Source organism: Cellulomonas sp. (assembly GCF_015234515.1).
Taxonomy (GTDB): domain Bacteria; phylum Actinomycetota; class Actinomycetes; order Actinomycetales; family Cellulomonadaceae; genus Cellulomonas.
In genome coordinates, this window is sequence record NZ_JADGMY010000023.1 from 1 (window position 1) to 15,628 (window position 15,628).

16 protein-coding genes and 1 pseudogene are annotated in these 15,628 nt (G+C 73.0%); 8 read left to right on the top strand and 9 right to left on the bottom strand.

Going from position 1 to position 15,628, the window contains the following annotated elements:
* Together IR158_RS08975 and IR158_RS08980 are read left to right on the top strand one after the other, a co-directional pair.
* Positions 1–468: pseudogene (locus tag IR158_RS08975) on the top strand (hypothetical protein); the annotation flags it as partial.
* A 191-nt stretch (positions 469–659) separates the two neighbouring features.
* Complete coding sequence (locus IR158_RS08980; RefSeq protein ID WP_291812213.1) at positions 660–1,508, top strand: hypothetical protein; 849 nt, start codon at positions 660–662, stop codon at positions 1,506–1,508.
* Positions 1,509–1,979: 471 nt separating this feature from the next.
* Here the strand turns inward: IR158_RS08980 and IR158_RS08985 are convergent, their stop codons facing one another.
* The 3 genes from IR158_RS08985 to IR158_RS08995 form a co-directional block, all read right to left on the bottom strand.
* Positions 1,980–2,747: an alpha/beta hydrolase-fold protein gene (locus IR158_RS08985; protein ID WP_291812215.1), complete on the bottom strand. Its 768-nt coding sequence runs from the start codon at positions 2,745–2,747 to the stop codon at positions 1,980–1,982.
* A gap of 159 nt (positions 2,748–2,906) precedes the next feature.
* Positions 2,907–3,953 (bottom strand): hypothetical protein, encoded by a 1,047-nt coding sequence (locus IR158_RS08990; protein ID WP_291812216.1) that lies wholly within the window; start codon positions 3,951–3,953, stop codon positions 2,907–2,909.
* Positions 3,950–4,558 carry a sigma-70 family RNA polymerase sigma factor gene (locus tag IR158_RS08995; RefSeq protein WP_291812218.1) on the bottom strand — a complete coding sequence of 203 codons (609 nt, stop codon included), beginning with the start codon at positions 4,556–4,558 and terminating at the stop codon, positions 3,950–3,952. Before IR158_RS08995 ends, IR158_RS08990 begins: the two co-directional genes overlap by 4 nt.
* Before the next feature lie 320 nt (positions 4,559–4,878).
* Here IR158_RS08995 and IR158_RS09000 point away from each other — a divergent pair, with 320 nt between their 5' ends.
* From IR158_RS09000 to IR158_RS09010, 3 genes are read left to right on the top strand one after another with little or no spacing between them, the layout of a single operon-like run.
* The gene (locus IR158_RS09000; protein WP_291812220.1) at positions 4,879–5,946 is read left to right on the top strand and encodes an LLM class flavin-dependent oxidoreductase; all 1,068 of its coding nucleotides are present in this window, start codon (positions 4,879–4,881) and stop codon (positions 5,944–5,946) included.
* Positions 5,943–6,608, top strand: coding sequence for an NAD(P)-binding domain-containing protein (locus tag IR158_RS09005; protein WP_291812221.1), 666 nt, complete (start codon positions 5,943–5,945; stop codon positions 6,606–6,608). The genes IR158_RS09000 and IR158_RS09005 overlap by 4 nt, the downstream gene beginning before the upstream one ends.
* A 43-nt stretch (positions 6,609–6,651) precedes the next feature.
* Positions 6,652–7,035, top strand: coding sequence for a GNAT family N-acetyltransferase (locus IR158_RS09010; RefSeq protein WP_291812223.1), 384 nt, complete (start codon positions 6,652–6,654; stop codon positions 7,033–7,035).
* A gap of 58 nt (positions 7,036–7,093) precedes the next feature.
* Here IR158_RS09010 and IR158_RS09015 read toward each other — a convergent pair whose 3' ends face one another.
* The 3 genes from IR158_RS09015 to IR158_RS09025 all read right to left on the bottom strand — a co-directional run bounded on the left by IR158_RS09015 (position 7,094) and on the right by IR158_RS09025 (position 9,268).
* Positions 7,094–7,738 carry a hypothetical protein gene (locus tag IR158_RS09015; protein ID WP_291812225.1) on the bottom strand — a complete coding sequence of 215 codons (645 nt, stop codon included), beginning with the start codon at positions 7,736–7,738 and terminating at the stop codon, positions 7,094–7,096.
* 102 nt (positions 7,739–7,840) lie between these two features.
* Positions 7,841–8,410, bottom strand: coding sequence for a small multidrug efflux protein (locus IR158_RS09020; RefSeq protein WP_291812227.1), 570 nt, complete (start codon positions 8,408–8,410; stop codon positions 7,841–7,843).
* Between the two features lie 78 nt (positions 8,411–8,488).
* Positions 8,489–9,268 (bottom strand): MerR family transcriptional regulator, encoded by a 780-nt coding sequence (locus IR158_RS09025; RefSeq protein ID WP_291812228.1) that lies wholly within the window; start codon positions 9,266–9,268, stop codon positions 8,489–8,491.
* 247 nt (positions 9,269–9,515) lie between these two features.
* Here IR158_RS09025 and IR158_RS09030 point away from each other — a divergent pair, with 247 nt between their 5' ends.
* Entirely contained in the window at positions 9,516–10,415 is a 900-nt protein-coding gene (locus tag IR158_RS09030) for a metal-dependent hydrolase (protein WP_291812231.1), read from the top strand.
* A gap of 143 nt (positions 10,416–10,558) precedes the next feature.
* On the opposite strand, the gene IR158_RS09035 is transcribed toward IR158_RS09030, so the two are convergent.
* Both IR158_RS09035 and IR158_RS09040 read right to left on the bottom strand, forming a co-directional pair.
* Complete coding sequence (locus IR158_RS09035) at positions 10,559–10,978, bottom strand: VOC family protein (protein WP_291812232.1); 420 nt, start codon at positions 10,976–10,978, stop codon at positions 10,559–10,561.
* Positions 10,979–11,008: 30 nt separating this feature from the next.
* On the bottom strand, positions 11,009–11,566 hold the full coding sequence (locus IR158_RS09040; RefSeq protein ID WP_291812233.1) for a MarR family winged helix-turn-helix transcriptional regulator: 558 nt from the start codon (positions 11,564–11,566) through the stop codon (positions 11,009–11,011).
* 145 nt (positions 11,567–11,711) lie between these two features.
* Between IR158_RS09040 and IR158_RS09045 the strand changes: the two genes are divergently transcribed.
* Both IR158_RS09045 and IR158_RS09050 read left to right on the top strand, forming a co-directional pair.
* The gene (locus tag IR158_RS09045) at positions 11,712–13,571 is read left to right on the top strand and encodes an ABC transporter ATP-binding protein (protein WP_291812235.1); all 1,860 of its coding nucleotides are present in this window, start codon (positions 11,712–11,714) and stop codon (positions 13,569–13,571) included.
* A gap of 341 nt (positions 13,572–13,912) precedes the next feature.
* Positions 13,913–14,884, top strand: coding sequence for a hypothetical protein (locus IR158_RS09050; protein ID WP_291812237.1), 972 nt, complete (start codon positions 13,913–13,915; stop codon positions 14,882–14,884).
* Here the strand turns inward: IR158_RS09050 and IR158_RS09055 are convergent.
* A complete protein-coding gene (locus IR158_RS09055; protein ID WP_291812238.1) occupies positions 14,839–15,597 on the bottom strand; it encodes a DUF2071 domain-containing protein in 759 nt (252 codons plus the stop codon). The two genes, IR158_RS09050 and IR158_RS09055, sit on opposite strands and share 46 nt — an antisense overlap.
* Between the last annotated feature and the right edge of the window lie 31 nt (positions 15,598–15,628).

Consider the following 15,628-nt stretch of genomic DNA (forward strand, 5'->3'; position numbering starts at 1 on the left):
ACGCTGGTGCTCGTCGACCCGGATCATGGCGAAAGGCTAGCCGCCCACGGGCCGGGAGGGGAGGAACCGCCATACCACCTCACCCGGATCGCTAAGGCCACCAGCTGCAAACCCACCATGTTCAAGTTGAGGCGCGCCAGCGTCGATGGTCCACAGATGATCCCCGACGCGACGCGACCCGAACCTCTTGATCCGCGTGACCGCAGCGATGGTCCACCTGCAGACCCGGACGGCCCTGTGCTCTGGCTGGAACTGGGAGCTACGCGTGAACGGGTCGAGTGGCTCGTGGAGCAGTGCGAACGCCTTACCGATGACGCGAGTGGAGCCAACGCCCAAGCGGAGTACTTAGCACGCCACGTGAGGGAACTGGAGACCAAGATGATGGGGTGGCGCGTCACCGCCATGAGCGCACTCGCGATGGCGGGCCTCCTTGGACTGTTGGCCTACGCAGGCGTCACAAACCCCTAGCGAGGCAGCACACACTCGGCCGCGGCACCGTCATGGCCAAGGCGACAAGACGCCAAGGAACCCCCACCGGGTGTCGCCAGATGGAGGGCGGGCGAGCGTGCAGGTCCCACGGCGTACCAATCAGGAGCGACACGTTCGGCCTCGCGACGGACTACGAACGCACAGGCACCTTGGTCCGGTAGGTTGCGATCATGACGGCGGCGCCCGCATTGCAGACTAAGGCAAGCACCAAGTTCGCGTACTTTACCTGGGCGGGCGATACGGCGAAATTAGCGAAACTCCTAAAGGCCGTGAGGAGTCTCCAGGATCGCGCGCTTGACGACATCGAACGTCGCCACGCCGAAACCAGAGATGAGCGTCGGAAGGAGTTCGCGAGCAAGCACAGCTATATTGCTGACGATAACCGGATGCGTGAAGCATTCGAATTGTCCGACGCCGAGTCCCTAGAGTTCTCACGTGAGAGCGTTCTGGTCAGTATGCAGGCAACTGAGAAGCAACTAGAACGAACGTTCTCCGGCGACCCAGACGAAGTCATGAAAGAGGTTGACGTTGCGGATGTCGTGGCGTTAACGATCTCGTTGGGCGGCACGTACGCAAGCAACTATTCACTCGAGGTTCGATTCAAGCGAAACCTTGGCTGCTGGGTAGCGGCTTCTGCGCCTGATAGCTCGTGGGTGGTCCTCGTTGAAGCGGAGTTGCGTCCAATTCTCGCGAGCGGTCGCCCTTGGTACTGGCGGTTGCGCGAGGGGTGGGGAGCCGGCTTGTTAGCAGTCCCGGTGGCTGTTTCGATTAATTTCGCAGTGTTCAATATCGGAGATGCCGCTAGGTGGGCCGGCGACCAGCGCGTCGCTGCATTGGTCATGGTTATAGGCTTATCGGTGATAATCGGCTATGGCCTGACGTCCCTGATACGTAAGGCGCTTCCCGCGTTCGAACTGACCGAACCTGGGAATTCCGCTAGGGGCGCCCGCGTTATAGGCGTCATCATTGCCGTGCTCGCCTGGGTGGGCGGTGTCGTCATTCCGCTGCTCCTGGACTAGGACCTCCGCAGCGCACTCGGCGCCGCAGGCGCCTCCTTCACTTGAAGTAGCAACGTAACTCGGGAGGCGACCAAAAGGGTTCGAGGGCAAGGGACGCAGCGCCCGCAGCCCGCTCTGCGGGCGAGGACGAACGGTCCCGCGGCAGCCGCTGAACGGGTGAACCCGTCCACGTACTCCTCGGCCACCACCCACCCCCGCCGCTCAGCCTCCGCGCGACAGTCGCGCAGCTGCCGCGTCACCCCAGCCTCGTCGCCGCTACGGTCCTGAGAGATCCGGGCGTACAGCGCCACCGCGCGCCTCGTCGTCATGGGGGCACACTAGCGACTAGTGGCCAAGGCCACGAAGGTTGTGCCTCTCGCGGTGATGGTCCACAGATCTGTCCGCGCGGAGGTGCTGGACCCCCGCCTGATGCGCCGGAGAGTCGGGACGTCGAGATGGCCGACCATCCCCGGAGCGCGCGGCGCGACCAGCTCAGCCGCGCATCGGTAGCCAGTCGAGGACGCGCTGGACGTGCTCGTCCCAGTACGCCCAGTCGTGCCCGCCCGGGTGCACGTGCGCGTCGACCGCGACACCGCGCGACGCCGCCCGCTCGACGAACGCGTGCTGCGTGTCGACGAGGTCGTCCTGCGCGCCGCACGTCGCGTACAGCGCGGGCACCGCCGCCGGGTCCGCCCGGTCCAGCAGCGCCAGCAGGTCGTCGTCCGTGCCGGCCGGGTCCGCGCCACCCCACACGTGGGGCATCAGCTCGTCCCGCAGGTACCGAGCACGGTCCCCGCCGACGACCAGCGCCCCGGACAGGCTGGCAGCCGCCGCGAACCGCCAGGGCTGGCGCAGCGCCCACTTGAACGCCCCGTACCCACCCATCGACAGGCCCGCGACGAACGTGTCCTCCCGCCGGTCGGACACGCGGAAGAAGTGCTGGACGGCCCGCGGGAGCTCCTCGGAGAGGAACGTCCAGTAGGCGCTGCCGTGGGCCTCGTCCGCATAGAACGACCGGCCCACGCGCGGCATCACCACCGCGATGCCCCGCTCGGCGACGTAGCGCTCGATCGACGTGCGCCGCAGCCAGATCGTCTCGTCGTCGCTCAGCCCGTGCAGCAGGTAGAGCACGGGCGGCGGCCCGGCCGTCTCCACCCCGCCCATGCCGATCTGGCCCCGGGCCGACTCGGGCAGCAGCACGGTCACGGCCGTGCTCACGCCGAGCGCCTCGGAGAAGAAGTGACAGGTCAACAGCGCCATCGCCGGTGGTCCTTCCGTGGGGGTCCCACTCGACGGTAGCCCGGCCGGCTCACCCGGGCCCCCCGCTCGCCCCCACCCCGCGAGCGCGGCAGTCCACCGCCGAGCGCGGTACTCGTTTCCCCCGCGCTCGGCGGGCGAGTACCGCGCTCGGTGGTGGGATCAGGCGCGGGGACCGCGCAGGGAGATCTGGATCGAGCCGCCGCCGGTCAGGTCGACGCGTGTGCAGTCGGCCATCGGGTCCTCGATGACGACGACGGGCCACTGGTGCTGCTCCCCGACGGCCTCGGCGGCGATGCGCTCCGCCGTGCCCAGGTCGACGCAGGCGTCCGCGATCTGCGAGCGCAGCGTGTCGCGGAGCTCGAACACCCACGGGTCCATGTCCTGGCTGTCGATGTCCACGGCCGAGTACGGCGTGACGGCGAGGGTCCGGGGCACCACGACGTACGGCGTGGCCGTCGACTCCGGGGTCGGCTCGACGGTCGCCGGGTCGCCGGTGCCCGGCTCGGGTGCGGCGGCCTCGTCGTAGGCCAGGGCGACGCTCGCGCAGGCCTCCTGCTGCTGGCCCTCCAGACGCTCGTCGGTCCGCACCGTCCAGTCGTCGAGACCCAGCCGGTCCAGCTCCGCCGACGCCCAGGCGAGCGCGCCCGCCTCGTCGAGGCACGTCGCGCGGGCTCCGTCGACCCAGTCCGCCATGCTCGAGTCGAGCTCGCGCAGCGCGAGCGCCCGGGGGTCCGTGTCGACGACCGTCGCGTCCTGCGGCATCTCGGCACGGGGTGCGACGTACAGCAGAGTCGGGTCGCCCTCGATGCGGAACGCCACCGGGTCGTCGATGGCGGGCAGCCCGCTGAGCTCCTGGTAGCGGTCGCAGTCCGCGAGCGCGTCGCCGGTGATCCACGGCCCGCCCGAGGTCTCCGCCTCCGGCGCACCCCACCGCGCCATGCAGGTCACGCCCTCGTGCCCACCACCGCCGACGTACCAGAGCTCACGGAACCCGGCGTAGGCCGCGCCGCCGCCGACCAGCACCGTCGCCAGCACGCCGGCCAGGACCCCACGCCGCACCGTCCTGCGTCGCACGGCCGTGGGTCGCTCCTCCGTCGTGACGTCCGTCATGATCGCCTCCCGCATCGCGTCGTCGGACGCCGGGAGCGCCGAGACGCCCCGAGCCGGGTCCGCCGCCCGCAGACGTCGCATCAGGTCCTCGTTCATCTCGCCTCCTCGGTTCCGGGACGGGCGTTCGCCCATCCACTCCTGACGTGTCCGGGGTGGACGTCGCGTTGCAGGACGATGCGCTGACCGGGTTCCTCCTGAGCCGCGAGGAGCGCCAGCAGGCGACGGCGGGCCCGGTGCAGCCGCACGCGGACGGTGGCACGCGGGACGCCCAGCACGAGCGCGATCTCGTCGCGCGCGAGCTCCTCCCAGGCGACCAGGCGCAGCAGCTCGCGGTCGTCGGGCGGCAGGGCGTCCATCGCGCGCAGCAGCGTCGGGTCGGCGGGCTCGTGCGGCGGGACGACCTCGACCACCTGCTCACGCAACCGGTCCGCGAGCGCGAGCCGTCGACGCTCGCCGCGGTAGTGGTTCGCCAGCACGCGACGCGCGACACCGAACAGCCACGGACGTGCGGCGTCGTCGTGCGGCACGTCGTCGAGCCGGCGCCACGCGACGACGAACGTCTCCGCGACGACGTCAGCGGCGTCCGACGGGTCGGCGACGCGGCGCACCGCGTACGCGAGCAGCGCGCCGTGCGTGCGGTCGAACAGGTCGGTGAACCGGGCGCGACGTGCGGCGTCGTCCGTCGGGGGTGACGGGCTCACGGGCCTCCCTCCGTGGGCAGGGATTGTGTCACCACCCACGTGTCCGGCAGGGACGCGTGCGTTACCGCCGACCGAGCAGGGTCCGTGCCGCCCCACCCCGCCCAGCGCGGTACTCGACCGCCGAAGGCGCGGACGCCCGGCGAGGCGTCGGTGGCCGGGGCACGGGTTGCTCCGCCGGTCGCGAGGCCGGTGGAAGAGATGGCGACCCTTCGGAGTTGAGCCGTCAACAGTTGCCGCGGAAACCACCGGGCGGGGGCAGGTCCCCCGCCCGGCTCACGGTGGCCACGGCAGGACGAGGACTCTCGAAGGAGCCGAGCACCATGGACGCAGACCGGATCGAGTTCGGCATCGACAGCTTCGGCGACCGTCCCCGCGACGACCGCGGGGAGGTCGTCTCGCACGCGCAGGCGATCCGCGCGACCGTGGCGGAGGCGGTCCTCGCCGACCAGGTCGGCATCGACGTGGTCGCCCTGGGCGAGCACCACCGCCCGGAGTACGCGATCTCCAGCCCCGAGACCGTGCTCGCGGGCATCGCGACCGCGACCGAGCGCATCCGGCTCGCGTCCGGCGTCACGGTGCTGTCCTCGGACGACCCCGTGCGGGTGTTCCAGCGCTTCGCCACCGTCGACGCGCTGTCGGACGGCCGGGCCGAGGTGATCCTCGGCCGGGGCTCGTTCACCGAGTCGTTCCCGCTGTTCGGGTACGACCTGAAGGACTACGAGGTCCTCTTCGAGGAGAAGATCCACCTGTTCCACCGGCTCCTCGACGAGACCCCGGTGACGTGGCAGGGCACCACGCGCGCCGCGCTGCACGACGCCGACGTCTACCCCAAGACCGAGTCCGGGCGCCTGAGCACGTGGGTGGGCGTCGGCGGGACGCCGCAGTCCGTGCTCCGGACCGCCCAGTACGGGTTCCGGCTCATGCTGGCCGTCATCGGCGGCGCACCCGACCGGTTCGCCCCGTACGTGGACCTGTACCGGCGCGCTCACCAGCAGCTCGGCACGACGCCCGAGCCGGTCGGCGTGCACTCCCCCGGCTTCGTCGCCGCCACCGACGAGGAGGCGCGCGAGCTGTTCTACCCGGGGTACCGGGAGACGCGCGACCGGATCGGCGCGCTGCGCGGCTGGCCGCCGCTGCAGCAGCGCGAGTTCGACGCCGAGGTGGCGCACGGCTCGCTGTACGTCGGCTCGGTCGAGACGGTCGCGGCGAAGATCGCGCACGCGATCCGGGTCCTCGACGTCGGCCGGTTCGACATGATCTACTCCGCCGCCGGCACGGTCTCGGCGTCCGCGCGGCTGCGGTCGGTCGAGCTGTACGGCACGCAGGTGATCCCACGCGTCCGTGAGCTGCTCGCCGAGCAGCCCGTCGCCGTGGGCGCGGCCCGGTGACCGCGGCGACCACGGTCGGGATCCTCGGTGCGGGCAAGCTCGGGACGGTCGTGGCGCGCCTGGCCGTCGCCGCCGGTTACCGCGTGCTCGTCGCCGGCTCGGGCGATCCCGCGCGGATCGCGCTGACCACCGAGGTGCTCACCCCGGGCGCGACCGCCGCCTGGCCGACCGAGGTCGCGCAGGCAGCGGACCTCGTGGTCCTGGCCCTGCCTCTCGGCAGGCTGCGCGAGCTCCCGGTGGACGCGCTGCGCGGCAGGCTCGTCGTGGACGCGATGAACCACTGGTGGGAGGTCGACGGACCGCGCGACACGGTCGTGCCGGCCGGTCTCTCGTCGAGCAAGCTGGTGCAGCGGTCCCTGCCCGGAGCGCGCGTCGTCAAGGCACTGAACCACATGGGCTACCACGACCTCGAGGACGAGGCGCGGCCCGCAGGTCGTCCCGGCCGCAAGGCGATCGCGATCGCGGGTGACGTGCCGCAGGACGTCGCGGCGGTGGCGGAGCTGGTCGACGCCCTCGGGTTCGACCCGGTGGTGATCGGCGACCTCGCGACGGGCGCGCGGCTCGAGCCCGGGACCCCCGCGTTCGGCTCCGACGTCGAGGCGGCCGAGCTCCGTAGGCTGACCGCCGGTGCCGCCGCGGTCCCGCTCACCGACCGACCCTGATCCTGGACCGACCCCAGGACCGCCCCCTCGAAGGGACAGACAGATGACGCGAGAGCTCGTGGACCGCACCGGCGCCCCTGTGACGGTCGCGCTCGAGCGCGCGGAACCGGTCAGCGCCTACACCGTGAGCGTGGCCGGCGAACGCGTCGGCAGAGCCGACTTCCTCGACGTCCCCGACGCCCACGAGCGCGTCTTCTTCCACACCGAGGTCGACGCCCGGTTCGAGGGACGTGGCCTGGCCGGTCTGCTGCTGCGCGAGGCGCTGGCGGACAGCGTGCGGGAGCACCTGACCGTCGTGCCCGTGTGCCCGCTCTTCGCGCGCCACCTGGAGAAGCACGGCGACGAGCACGTCGCCGAGGGCGGGGCGTTCCGCCGGCCGTCGCGTGCCGATCTCGCCCTCGTCAGGCGGGCCGCGCAGGGCGCGTGAGTGCGGCGGGCTGCCTCGGGGCCCCGGACGGGGCCCGGGCGCCGACGTTGCCGGGTCGCTACTCGCCGCCGCCGAAGAAGCCGCCGTCGAGGACCCGGCTGTAGCGCAGCCGCAGCGCGCGCTCGGTGCTCGCGGCGATCGTGGCGGCCACGAGCGCGATGTTCACCGCATCCGGCAGCCGGACGGGGCTGACCCACGCGCCGACGGTCTGCGCCACCGGCGGGATCTGGGTGAGCTGCTCGACGACCTGCGGGGCGCCCAGCAGGAGCGCGACGAGCAGCACCGCCGCCGACGCGAGCGCCAGCGAGCGGCTCAGCGCCGGGTGGGTGCGGTCGAGGCGGGCACGCCGCCCCTCGCCCGAGGCGGGGTCCGGCACGAGCTGCCGGGCCGACCCGTCGGGGCCGACGTGGTGGATGCGCCGCAGCCCGTACCCGCTGGCCGCTACCTCGATCGTGCCTCCCGGCACGGGGAACGACGCCGGGAGCGTCGCCGCGGCGTGGTGCAGACCGTCGAGGTAGAGGGCTGCCCGCACCTCGCCGTCCTCGTCACCGCCGTGGCGGACGTCGACGGACCAGGTGCGCGGTGCGCCGCCCACGTCCGTCAGGTGCAGGTGGAACAGGGAGCGGGTGAGCAGCTGCCAGGTGCGGTAGGGCGTCAGCGCGCGCCCGTCGCCGGGCTGCACCGTCGCGGTCTTGTGTGCCATGTCTCCTCCTCGATGCCGGTGTCGGGTGTGCGGGTGCCGCCGCGGCCACGAGGGCCGCGACGGCGACATCGCTGCGAGGTGTCGATCCGGGGTCTCATGTCGTCAGACCCCCACGACGTGGGTGAGCGCGAGCCAGACCGACACCGTGGTGACGGTCGTCCACAGCGCGACGGCCACGGCCTGCCAGAGCAGGACCCAACGACGAGGGCTTCCGCTGGCGACGAGGATCGCCGCGGTGAACTGCGTCGGGATCGCGAGCGGGCCGAGGATGCTCGCCCCGGGGACGCCGAAGCGGTTGAGCCACGTGACGACGCGTTGGCGCCCCTTCGACAGCGGCTGGGCGGGCTCCGGGTCGGCGAACCCGTCGACCGCGTGGACGTCCGGGGTGGCGGGGCCGCCGACGGTCGCCTTCACACGCGCCCGGTGGACGACGGCCGTGCGGGCCCGTGCGGTGAACGCCACCACGAGTGCGACGGACAGGAAGTTGCCGGTGGCGGCGGCGACGCCCGCGACGACGGGGTTCAGTCCGCCGACGAGCCCTACCATCGCGCCGAGCTCCCCCTCGACGAACGGGATGGCGCCGGCGAGCATGACGATGAAGGGCTGGAAGATCTCGGGCACCTGGGCCACGAGCTCCTGGAACCTGACGATGAGCTCCTGCAACGGGGTCATGATGTCGTCTCCTTGCGAGTCGTGGATCGAGCGGTTCTCGATCACGACCCGAGGAGACACCGTGTTCTCGGAACAGGGTCAAGGGGTCGGTGGCGACCCCGTCCCGTCGGCGTCCTCGCGGGCCGCCAGGACCTCCTGCGCGATCTGGAACCCGAGCAGGGCGGCGCGTGTCAGCACGTCACGCTGCGCCGGGTTGTACAGCTCCGTCACGGCCTCGATGAACGTCTCCTGCACGACGCGCCCGCTCGTCGCCAGGTGCCCCGCAGGATCGCTGAGCCACGGGTAGTCGACGAGGTTGCGCGCGATGCCCCGCGCGATCTGCTCGGCGAGGCGCTGGCGCGTCGCCTCGTCCGCGTCGGGGGGCAGCGCCTCGAGCTCCTTGCCGTCGTCGCCGACCTCGGCGTCCTCGGCGACCATGTCGCGCAGGTCGGCCATCGCGTCGGCGTCGTAGAGCTTGGAGTAGATGTGGATGATCGACCGGTCGACCTCCGTGAGGTGCTCCGCGACGGACGCGAACCCCGCAGGCACGTCGGGTGGCGCGGCGTTGCTCAGGATCGCGGCGATCTCGGCCCGCGCCTGCTGCAGCTGCTCGATCTTCGCGGCGAGGTCGGCGTCCACCTCCCGCAGCCTGTCCGCCGTGCCCGGGCTGTCGGCCACCCCGTCGACCTCGGAGAGCGGCACGCCCAGCTCGGCGAGACGCCGGATCCGCAGCAGGCGCACCAGGTGCGGCACGCCGTACTTCTTGTACCCGTTGTACCGACGGTCGGGCTCGTCGAGCAGGCCGAGCCGGTGGTAGTGCCGGATCGTGTTCACGGTGGTCCCCGCCAGGTGGGCGAGCTCGCTGGTGCTCCAGGCCATGGGGCGCTCCTCGTCTGCCGGCGGTGCCGGAGGGGACCCCGGTCGGCTGCCGGAGGGCACCCGTCGACGAAGCGTGTCACGGGCCGCTCGACACGCCCGGACCGGACACACCGGGCGTTTGACGCGCGTCACCCGAACGGCTGAGGTGGACGCGCCCCGCACCGCTGACCTGCACAGGAGTTCCCGCCTTGCCCCTGGCCGAGCGCCACCCCCTCACCCGCCGGGCGCACGCGACCCTCCGTCAGGCGTGCGCGACCGTCCGGGCCGCCCGGTGAAGGGCGCGCACCACGCCCTGTGCGGGGCGGCGGCGTGGGTGGCGGTGGCCTCGAACGCGCCGTACACGCTCGGCTGGTACCCCGTCTCGTCGCTCGGGATCGTCACGGGCGCGCTCGTGTGCGCGGGCGCCGCGCTGGCACCGGACGCCGACCACCACGACGCGACGATCGCGCACTCCCTGCCGCCGGTCTCCGAGTGGGTGTGCGACCTGGTCGGGCGCCTCGCGGGCGGGCACCGCAACGGCACGCACTCGGTGCTGGGGATCGCCGTGCTCACCGGGATCGCGTGGGCGGCCGGGCAGGTGACCGTCGCCACGGACGCGCTCGGGGACCTGGCGGTCGGGGCCGGGACCATGTCGCTGCTGCTGGTGGCGTTCGCGGCGCGTGCCCTGCGTCTCGCGCGGCGCCGGTTCGACGCGTGGGCGCTCGCACTGGCGCTGGCGGGGTTCATCACGGTGGCCGCACCCACGGAGTGGGACTGGCTGCCCGTCGCGGTCGGCCTGGGCGCGGCCGTGCACGTCGCGGGCGACATGCTGACGGGCGGCGGCGTCCCGCTGCTGTGGCCGTGGGAGCCCCGGCCCCCGCGCTGGTGGCGTCGGGCGCCCGTCCTCAACGACCTCTGGAGCAGCGGCGGCAACTTCGCGGTCCCGCTCCTGGGCACGACGGGCTCGTGGCGCGAACGCCTGCTGGTCGCGCCCTTGACCGCCTACGCGGCGTACGGGACGGGCGCCGCGCTCGTCGTCGGCTCCCTGACGGCGCTGGGCTACGACCCGGACCGGGTGATGGACCGGGTGTGGGACGCCGCGAACGTCCTGGTCGGGACGGCCACGGTGGTCGGCACGATCGCCATGACAGCCCCGCCCCCGACCTGACCCCGACCCCCCGACCTCGCCGCCCGACCTCGACGTTCGGCGGCCTCCCGACCACCCGAACCCCGCCGAACTCGTCCTTGGGCGGCTTCTGGCCGGTCAGTCGCCGCCGAAGGACGAGTTCGGCACCTGGAGATCGGTGGCCGTCAGAGGAACAGGCAGAACGGGTGGCCGTCCGGGGAGAAGAGGACGCGGACGTCGGTCTGAGGCTGGTCGTCCGCCAGCCGGGCGCCGCAGTCCAGTGCCCACGCGACGGCCGCGTCGAGGTCGCCGTCGGGGACGTGGACGTCGATGTGCTGCGTGGCGACCTGCTCACCGGGACGCGCTGGCCACACGGGTGGCCGGTACGCGCGCTCGTGCTCGAGGTTCAGGACGAAGCCGGGCCGCCCCGCCTCGGGTGCGACCTGCGCCCACCCACGGTCCGACGGGTCCGCCGGATCGGGCCGGTCGTCGGCGGTCACCCGGTAGCCGAGCAGACGCGCCCAGAACCGGGCGGCATCGTGCGGACGCGGCGTACCGATGCTCACCGAGGTGGCCACGAGCTGCGGCCGCTGGACGTCACCCATGTCACGACCGTGCCACACGACGGCATCACCTCACCCGTCGTCGGACCCGAGCGCCACCCTCCGCAGCAGGTCCAGCAGCGTCCGCTGCTCGTCACCGTCCAGCACCTCGAGCCGCGCGCGCACGCCCTCGTGGCGCTGCGCCGAGACCCGATCCAGCAGGTCGTGGCCTTCGTCGGTGAGCTCGACCAGAGTCGCGCGCCGGTCGCGCGGGTCGGGGACCCGCCGGATCCAGCCGTCGGCCTCGGCGTGGTCGACCTTGGACGTCACCGAGCGTGGCGCGACGTCGAGGACGGCGGCGAGCTCTCCCAGCCGCTGCGGCCGCCCGAGCCGGTCGAGCGTCCGCAGGAGCCGCAGCTGACCCGGCGTGATGTCCTGGCCGAGCCGATCGGCGGCGTCGCGGCGCACGGCGCGCAGGACGTCGTGCAGGAGCTCGAGCAGCTCCTCGGAGGGCTGGGGACGTCGGGCCGGCTCACGGGGCTCGCGCGGGCGGTCGCCGTGGCCCACCGTGGAGGGAGGAGGATCGGACCCGGGGCCGGACGGCGCAGCGTCGCGCGAGGCGTCGGTCACGTCGTCCGTCCGCTGCTCCACGCGTCCGAGGCTACCGGGGAATAACCCGGAGGTGAATATTGCTCATCGTGAGGTAACCTCAGCATGTTGCGCGGCTCGACCCGCGCCCTCCGACCCTCTGGAGGTCCCCTTGACCCACCCCGGACCCCTCCCCGCAGGTCGCGGGATGCGCGGCTTCGCCCAGGACCGCGACGTCGCCCGTCAGCGACTGGCCCCCGGCACCCTGCGCCGCATCCTCGCCTTCGCCCACCCGTACCGCGCCCAGCTCGCGGTGTTCCTCGTCCTCATCGCGCTCGGCGCCGCCGCCGGCGCGCTCACGCCCTGGCTGTTCCAGCGGCTCATCGACGACGGCATCTCGCGCGGTGACACCCGCACGGTCGTCACCATCGCCGTCATCGTCGCCGCCCTGGCGATCATCTCCGCCGGGCTCGGCGTCGCCGAGCGCTGGGTGTCCGCCCGCATCGGCGAGGGCCTCATCCACGACCTGCGCACCGCCGTGTTCGACCACGTGCAGCGCATGCCGCTCGCGTTCTTCAGCCGCGCCAAGACCGGCGCGCTCGTCCAGCGCCTCAACGGCGACGTGCTGGGCGCGCAGCAGGCGTTCACCGCCACGCTGTCCAACGTCGTCAGCAACTCGCTGACCATCGTCTTCGTGCTCGCCGCGATGCTGTCGATGTCGTGGCAGCTCACGCTGCTCTCGCTCGTGCTGGTCCCCGTGTTCGTCCTGCCCGCCCGCTGGTTCGGGCGCAAGATCGCCGGCATCACGCGCGAGTCCTACGAGCTGGGCGCCGAGGCGTCGCAGACCATGACCGAGCGGTTCAACGTCGCCGGCGCGCACCTCGTCAAGGTCTTCGGCGACCCGGCCCGCGAGTCCGCCGCGTACGCCGAGCAGACCGGCCGCGTGCGGGACATCGGCGTCAAGCGCGCCCTGTACTCGACGTGGTTCCGCATCGGCCTGACCACCGTCGCGGCGATCGCCACGGCCGTCGTCTACGGTGTCGGCGGCCTGCTCGCGATCCGCGGCGAGCTCACCGTCGGTGTCGTCGTCGCGCTCGCCGCGTACCTCGGCCGCCTCTACGGGCCGCTGACGGCCATGTCGAACGTGCAGGTCGACGTCATGACGGCCCTCGTGTCGTTCGAGCGCGTGCTCGAGGTCCTCGACCTGGAGCCGTCCGTCGCCGAGAAGCCCGACGCCAGCGACCTGCGCGTGGCCGTGGCCAAGAACGGCGCGACCCTCGAGCTCGACCACGTCGGCTTCCGCTACCCGTCGGCCGGCGAGGTGTCGCTGGCGTCGCTGGAGTCGGTGGCGACGCTGAGCCGCGACCCCGTCGCCGACACCCTGCACGACGTCACGTTCAGCGTGCCCGCCGGGTCGATGGTCGCGCTCGTCGGGCCCTCCGGGGCCGGCAAGACGACGATCTCCCAGCTCGTCACGCGCATGTACGACCCGACGCGCGGCGCCGTGCGCATCGCGGGGCAGGACCTGCGCGACGTCACCGCCGCGTCCCTGCGCGACACCGTGGGCATCGTCAGCCAGGAGGCGCACCTCTTCCACGACAGCATCGCGGGCAACCTGCGCTTCGCGCGCCCCGACGCCACCGACGACGACATCGAGCGCGCCCTGCGCGGCGCGCACGTGTGGGACCTGGTCGCGTCCCTGCCGGACGGCATCGACACCGTCGTCGGGGACCGCGGCTACCGCCTGTCCGGCGGCGAGCGCCAGCGCCTCGCCATCGCGCGGCTGCTGCTCAAGGCCCCCGACGTCGTCGTGCTCGACGAGGCCACGGCCCACCTGGACTCCGAGTCGGAGGCGGCCGTGCAGGCCGCGCTCGACGAGGCGCTCGTCGGGCGGACCTCGCTGGTCATCGCGCACCGGCTGTCGACCGTGCGCCAGGCCGACCTCATCGTGGTCGTCGAGGACGGACGCGTCGCCGACACCGGCACGCACACCGAGCTGCTCGCGCGCGGCGGGCTGTACGCGGACCTGTACCGCACGCAGTTCGCGCCCGCCCCCACCCCCGCCTGACCCACCCGCCCGCCCGCCCGCGAGAGAGCAATCCAGTCACACCCCACGGGGTCGCGAGAGAGCAATCCAGTCACACCCCACGGGGTCGTGAGAGAGCAATCCAGCTCACCGCTCCCCAGCAGTGAGCTGGATTGCTCCATCGCCACACCGGACAACTGGATTGCCCTCTCACGGGTCTGGGGAATGCGGGTCTGTGGGCGAGCTTGAGGCCGACGTACTGCGGGCACGCGGCGGGCTGTACGCGGACCTGTACCGCACGCAGCTCGCGCCCGCGACCGCGGCCCTCTGACGACGCGCGCGACCGCCGCGCGCGTCCTCAGGCCCGGACGTACCGTCGACAGATGGGGGCGACGAGGATCAGGGCGGGCACCGCTGCGTGCCTGCTGGGCGCGGTGACGCTGGTCGCCGGTGCGTGCACCACGGGCACGCCGGAGGAGACGATGTCGGCGAGCGCGCCGAGCGCGAGTCCCCCGGCCGCGAGCGGTACCAGCCCCGCGGCCGCGAGCCCGTCGCTGGAGACCCTGCAGCGCGACGTGCTGCCCCTGTTCGAGGAACGCTCGTTCGACGAGCCCGAGGCGGACCTGCCCGTCGGTTACAACCTGTTCCTGCCCGAGGGGTTCGACTCCGAGCAGTCGTACCCGATGGTGCTCTTCGTCTCCGACTCGACGCGCGTGGGTGACGCGGTGCCCGCCCCGTCCACGCAGTACGGCGCACTGATATGGGCGAGCCCGCAGGTGCAGGCCCAGCAGCCGCTGATCGTCGTCGTCCCGCAGTACCCGGACCTCGTCGTCGCCGACCTCGAGGGCCGCGGCACGACCGACTACGTCGACCTCACGGCGCGGCTCGTCCGGGCGGTGCAGGAGGACCTCCAGGTCGACAAGGAGCGCACCTACGCCACCGGGCAGGGACTGGGCGCCGCGACGGTCCTGCAGCTCGCGGCCCAGGAGCCGGAGCTGTTCGCCGCCGAGCTGCTGGTCGGCGGCCAGGGCGGCACCCCGGACGCCGGCGGGCTCGCCCAGCAGACCTTCGCGTCCGTCGCGACGGACGGCGACGACGCGGCGCAGGACCAGATCCGGTCGGCGCTGGACGCGGCCGACGAGACCTACGGGACGGCGTCGTGGGACGCGACCTGGCCGTCGGACCGTCTGGCCCAGGCCGCGACCGAGCTGCTCACCGGCGACGACGACGCGTACCTCGTGACGATCGAGGGCGCCCCGACCCCGACCGCCACGACCGGCGTCGACGCCCGGCCCGCGTTCCAGCAGGTCTACGAGATCGGGCCGCTGCGCGACTGGCTGCTCGCCCAGGACTGACCGGCGCCGCGCGCGAGCAGGCGAGGCGCGCCCACCCGGACGTCCACGCCGGGCGACCACGTGACGTGCGGCGGTCCGTCCGGCCGGGGCAGGCCGCAGACCTCCAGCAGGTCGGTGTCGAGGTGCTCGACGGTCGCGGTGTGCAGCGGCCAGGGGGCGTGCGCGACCGGCACCCGCCACAGCCGGCCCGCGCGGCGCCCGTACGCGTTCCAGCGGCCGGTGACCGACGTGAGCCACGGGTCCGGGGCCGTGCGCGCGCCGGGCACCAGACGCAGGTCGAGCGTCCCGCCGGCGCGGCCCCGCGCGCGGTAGCGCGTCGCCTCGCCGCCGTCCTCGACGCATCCCGAGGCCAGGCGGTACGGCACGCCGGCCGCCCGCAGGCCCGCGACGACGGCGGGCCGCGTGCACAGCAGCCGCAGGAACCACAGGCCGTCGGTGCCGCTCGCCGGGTGCTCCACGTAGGTACGCACGTTGACCTCGACGAAGCGGGACCACGCCGGTGGCGCGGGCAGCCCCGGCACCCGCGGGTCCCGCATGACGAACGGCGTGACCGCCACCCAGGCGGCGCCGTCGAGCACCTGCGGCACCAGGCCCGGGGGCAGGTGCGCGGCGACGGCCTCGGGCGGGTACGGCCAGTGCAGGAACGCCAGCGCGTCCCACCGCATGAGCGCGACGGGGACACGCACGGCCGCGTCCGGCAGCCGCCCGCTCATCGGGCGCCGCACCGCCGGACGTCGTCGTGCG

Excerpts from the sequence above, each read along its gene's own strand:
- IR158_RS09010 (WP_291812223.1), top strand. The coding sequence starts at position 6,652 with ATGACGCGAGAGCTCGTGGACCGCACCGGCGCCCCTGTGACGGTCGCG.
- IR158_RS09025 (WP_291812228.1), bottom strand. The coding sequence starts at position 9,268 with ATGGCCTGGAGCACCAGCGAGCTCGCCCACCTGGCGGGGACCACCGTG.
- IR158_RS09050 (WP_291812237.1), top strand. The coding sequence starts at position 13,913 with ATGGGGGCGACGAGGATCAGGGCGGGCACCGCTGCGTGCCTGCTGGGC.
- IR158_RS08990 (WP_291812216.1), bottom strand. The coding sequence starts at position 3,953 with ATGAACGAGGACCTGATGCGACGTCTGCGGGCGGCGGACCCGGCTCGG.
- IR158_RS08985 (WP_291812215.1), bottom strand. The coding sequence starts at position 2,747 with ATGGCGCTGTTGACCTGTCACTTCTTCTCCGAGGCGCTCGGCGTGAGC.
- IR158_RS09055 (WP_291812238.1), bottom strand. The coding sequence starts at position 15,597 with ATGAGCGGGCGGCTGCCGGACGCGGCCGTGCGTGTCCCCGTCGCGCTC.
- IR158_RS09035 (WP_291812232.1), bottom strand. The coding sequence starts at position 10,978 with ATGGGTGACGTCCAGCGGCCGCAGCTCGTGGCCACCTCGGTGAGCATC.
- IR158_RS09045 (WP_291812235.1), top strand. The coding sequence starts at position 11,712 with ATGCGCGGCTTCGCCCAGGACCGCGACGTCGCCCGTCAGCGACTGGCC.
- IR158_RS09020 (WP_291812227.1), bottom strand. The coding sequence starts at position 8,410 with ATGACCCCGTTGCAGGAGCTCATCGTCAGGTTCCAGGAGCTCGTGGCC.
- IR158_RS09000 (WP_291812220.1), top strand. The coding sequence starts at position 4,879 with ATGGACGCAGACCGGATCGAGTTCGGCATCGACAGCTTCGGCGACCGT.
- IR158_RS09015 (WP_291812225.1), bottom strand. The coding sequence starts at position 7,738 with ATGGCACACAAGACCGCGACGGTGCAGCCCGGCGACGGGCGCGCGCTG.
- IR158_RS08980 (WP_291812213.1), top strand. The coding sequence starts at position 660 with ATGACGGCGGCGCCCGCATTGCAGACTAAGGCAAGCACCAAGTTCGCG.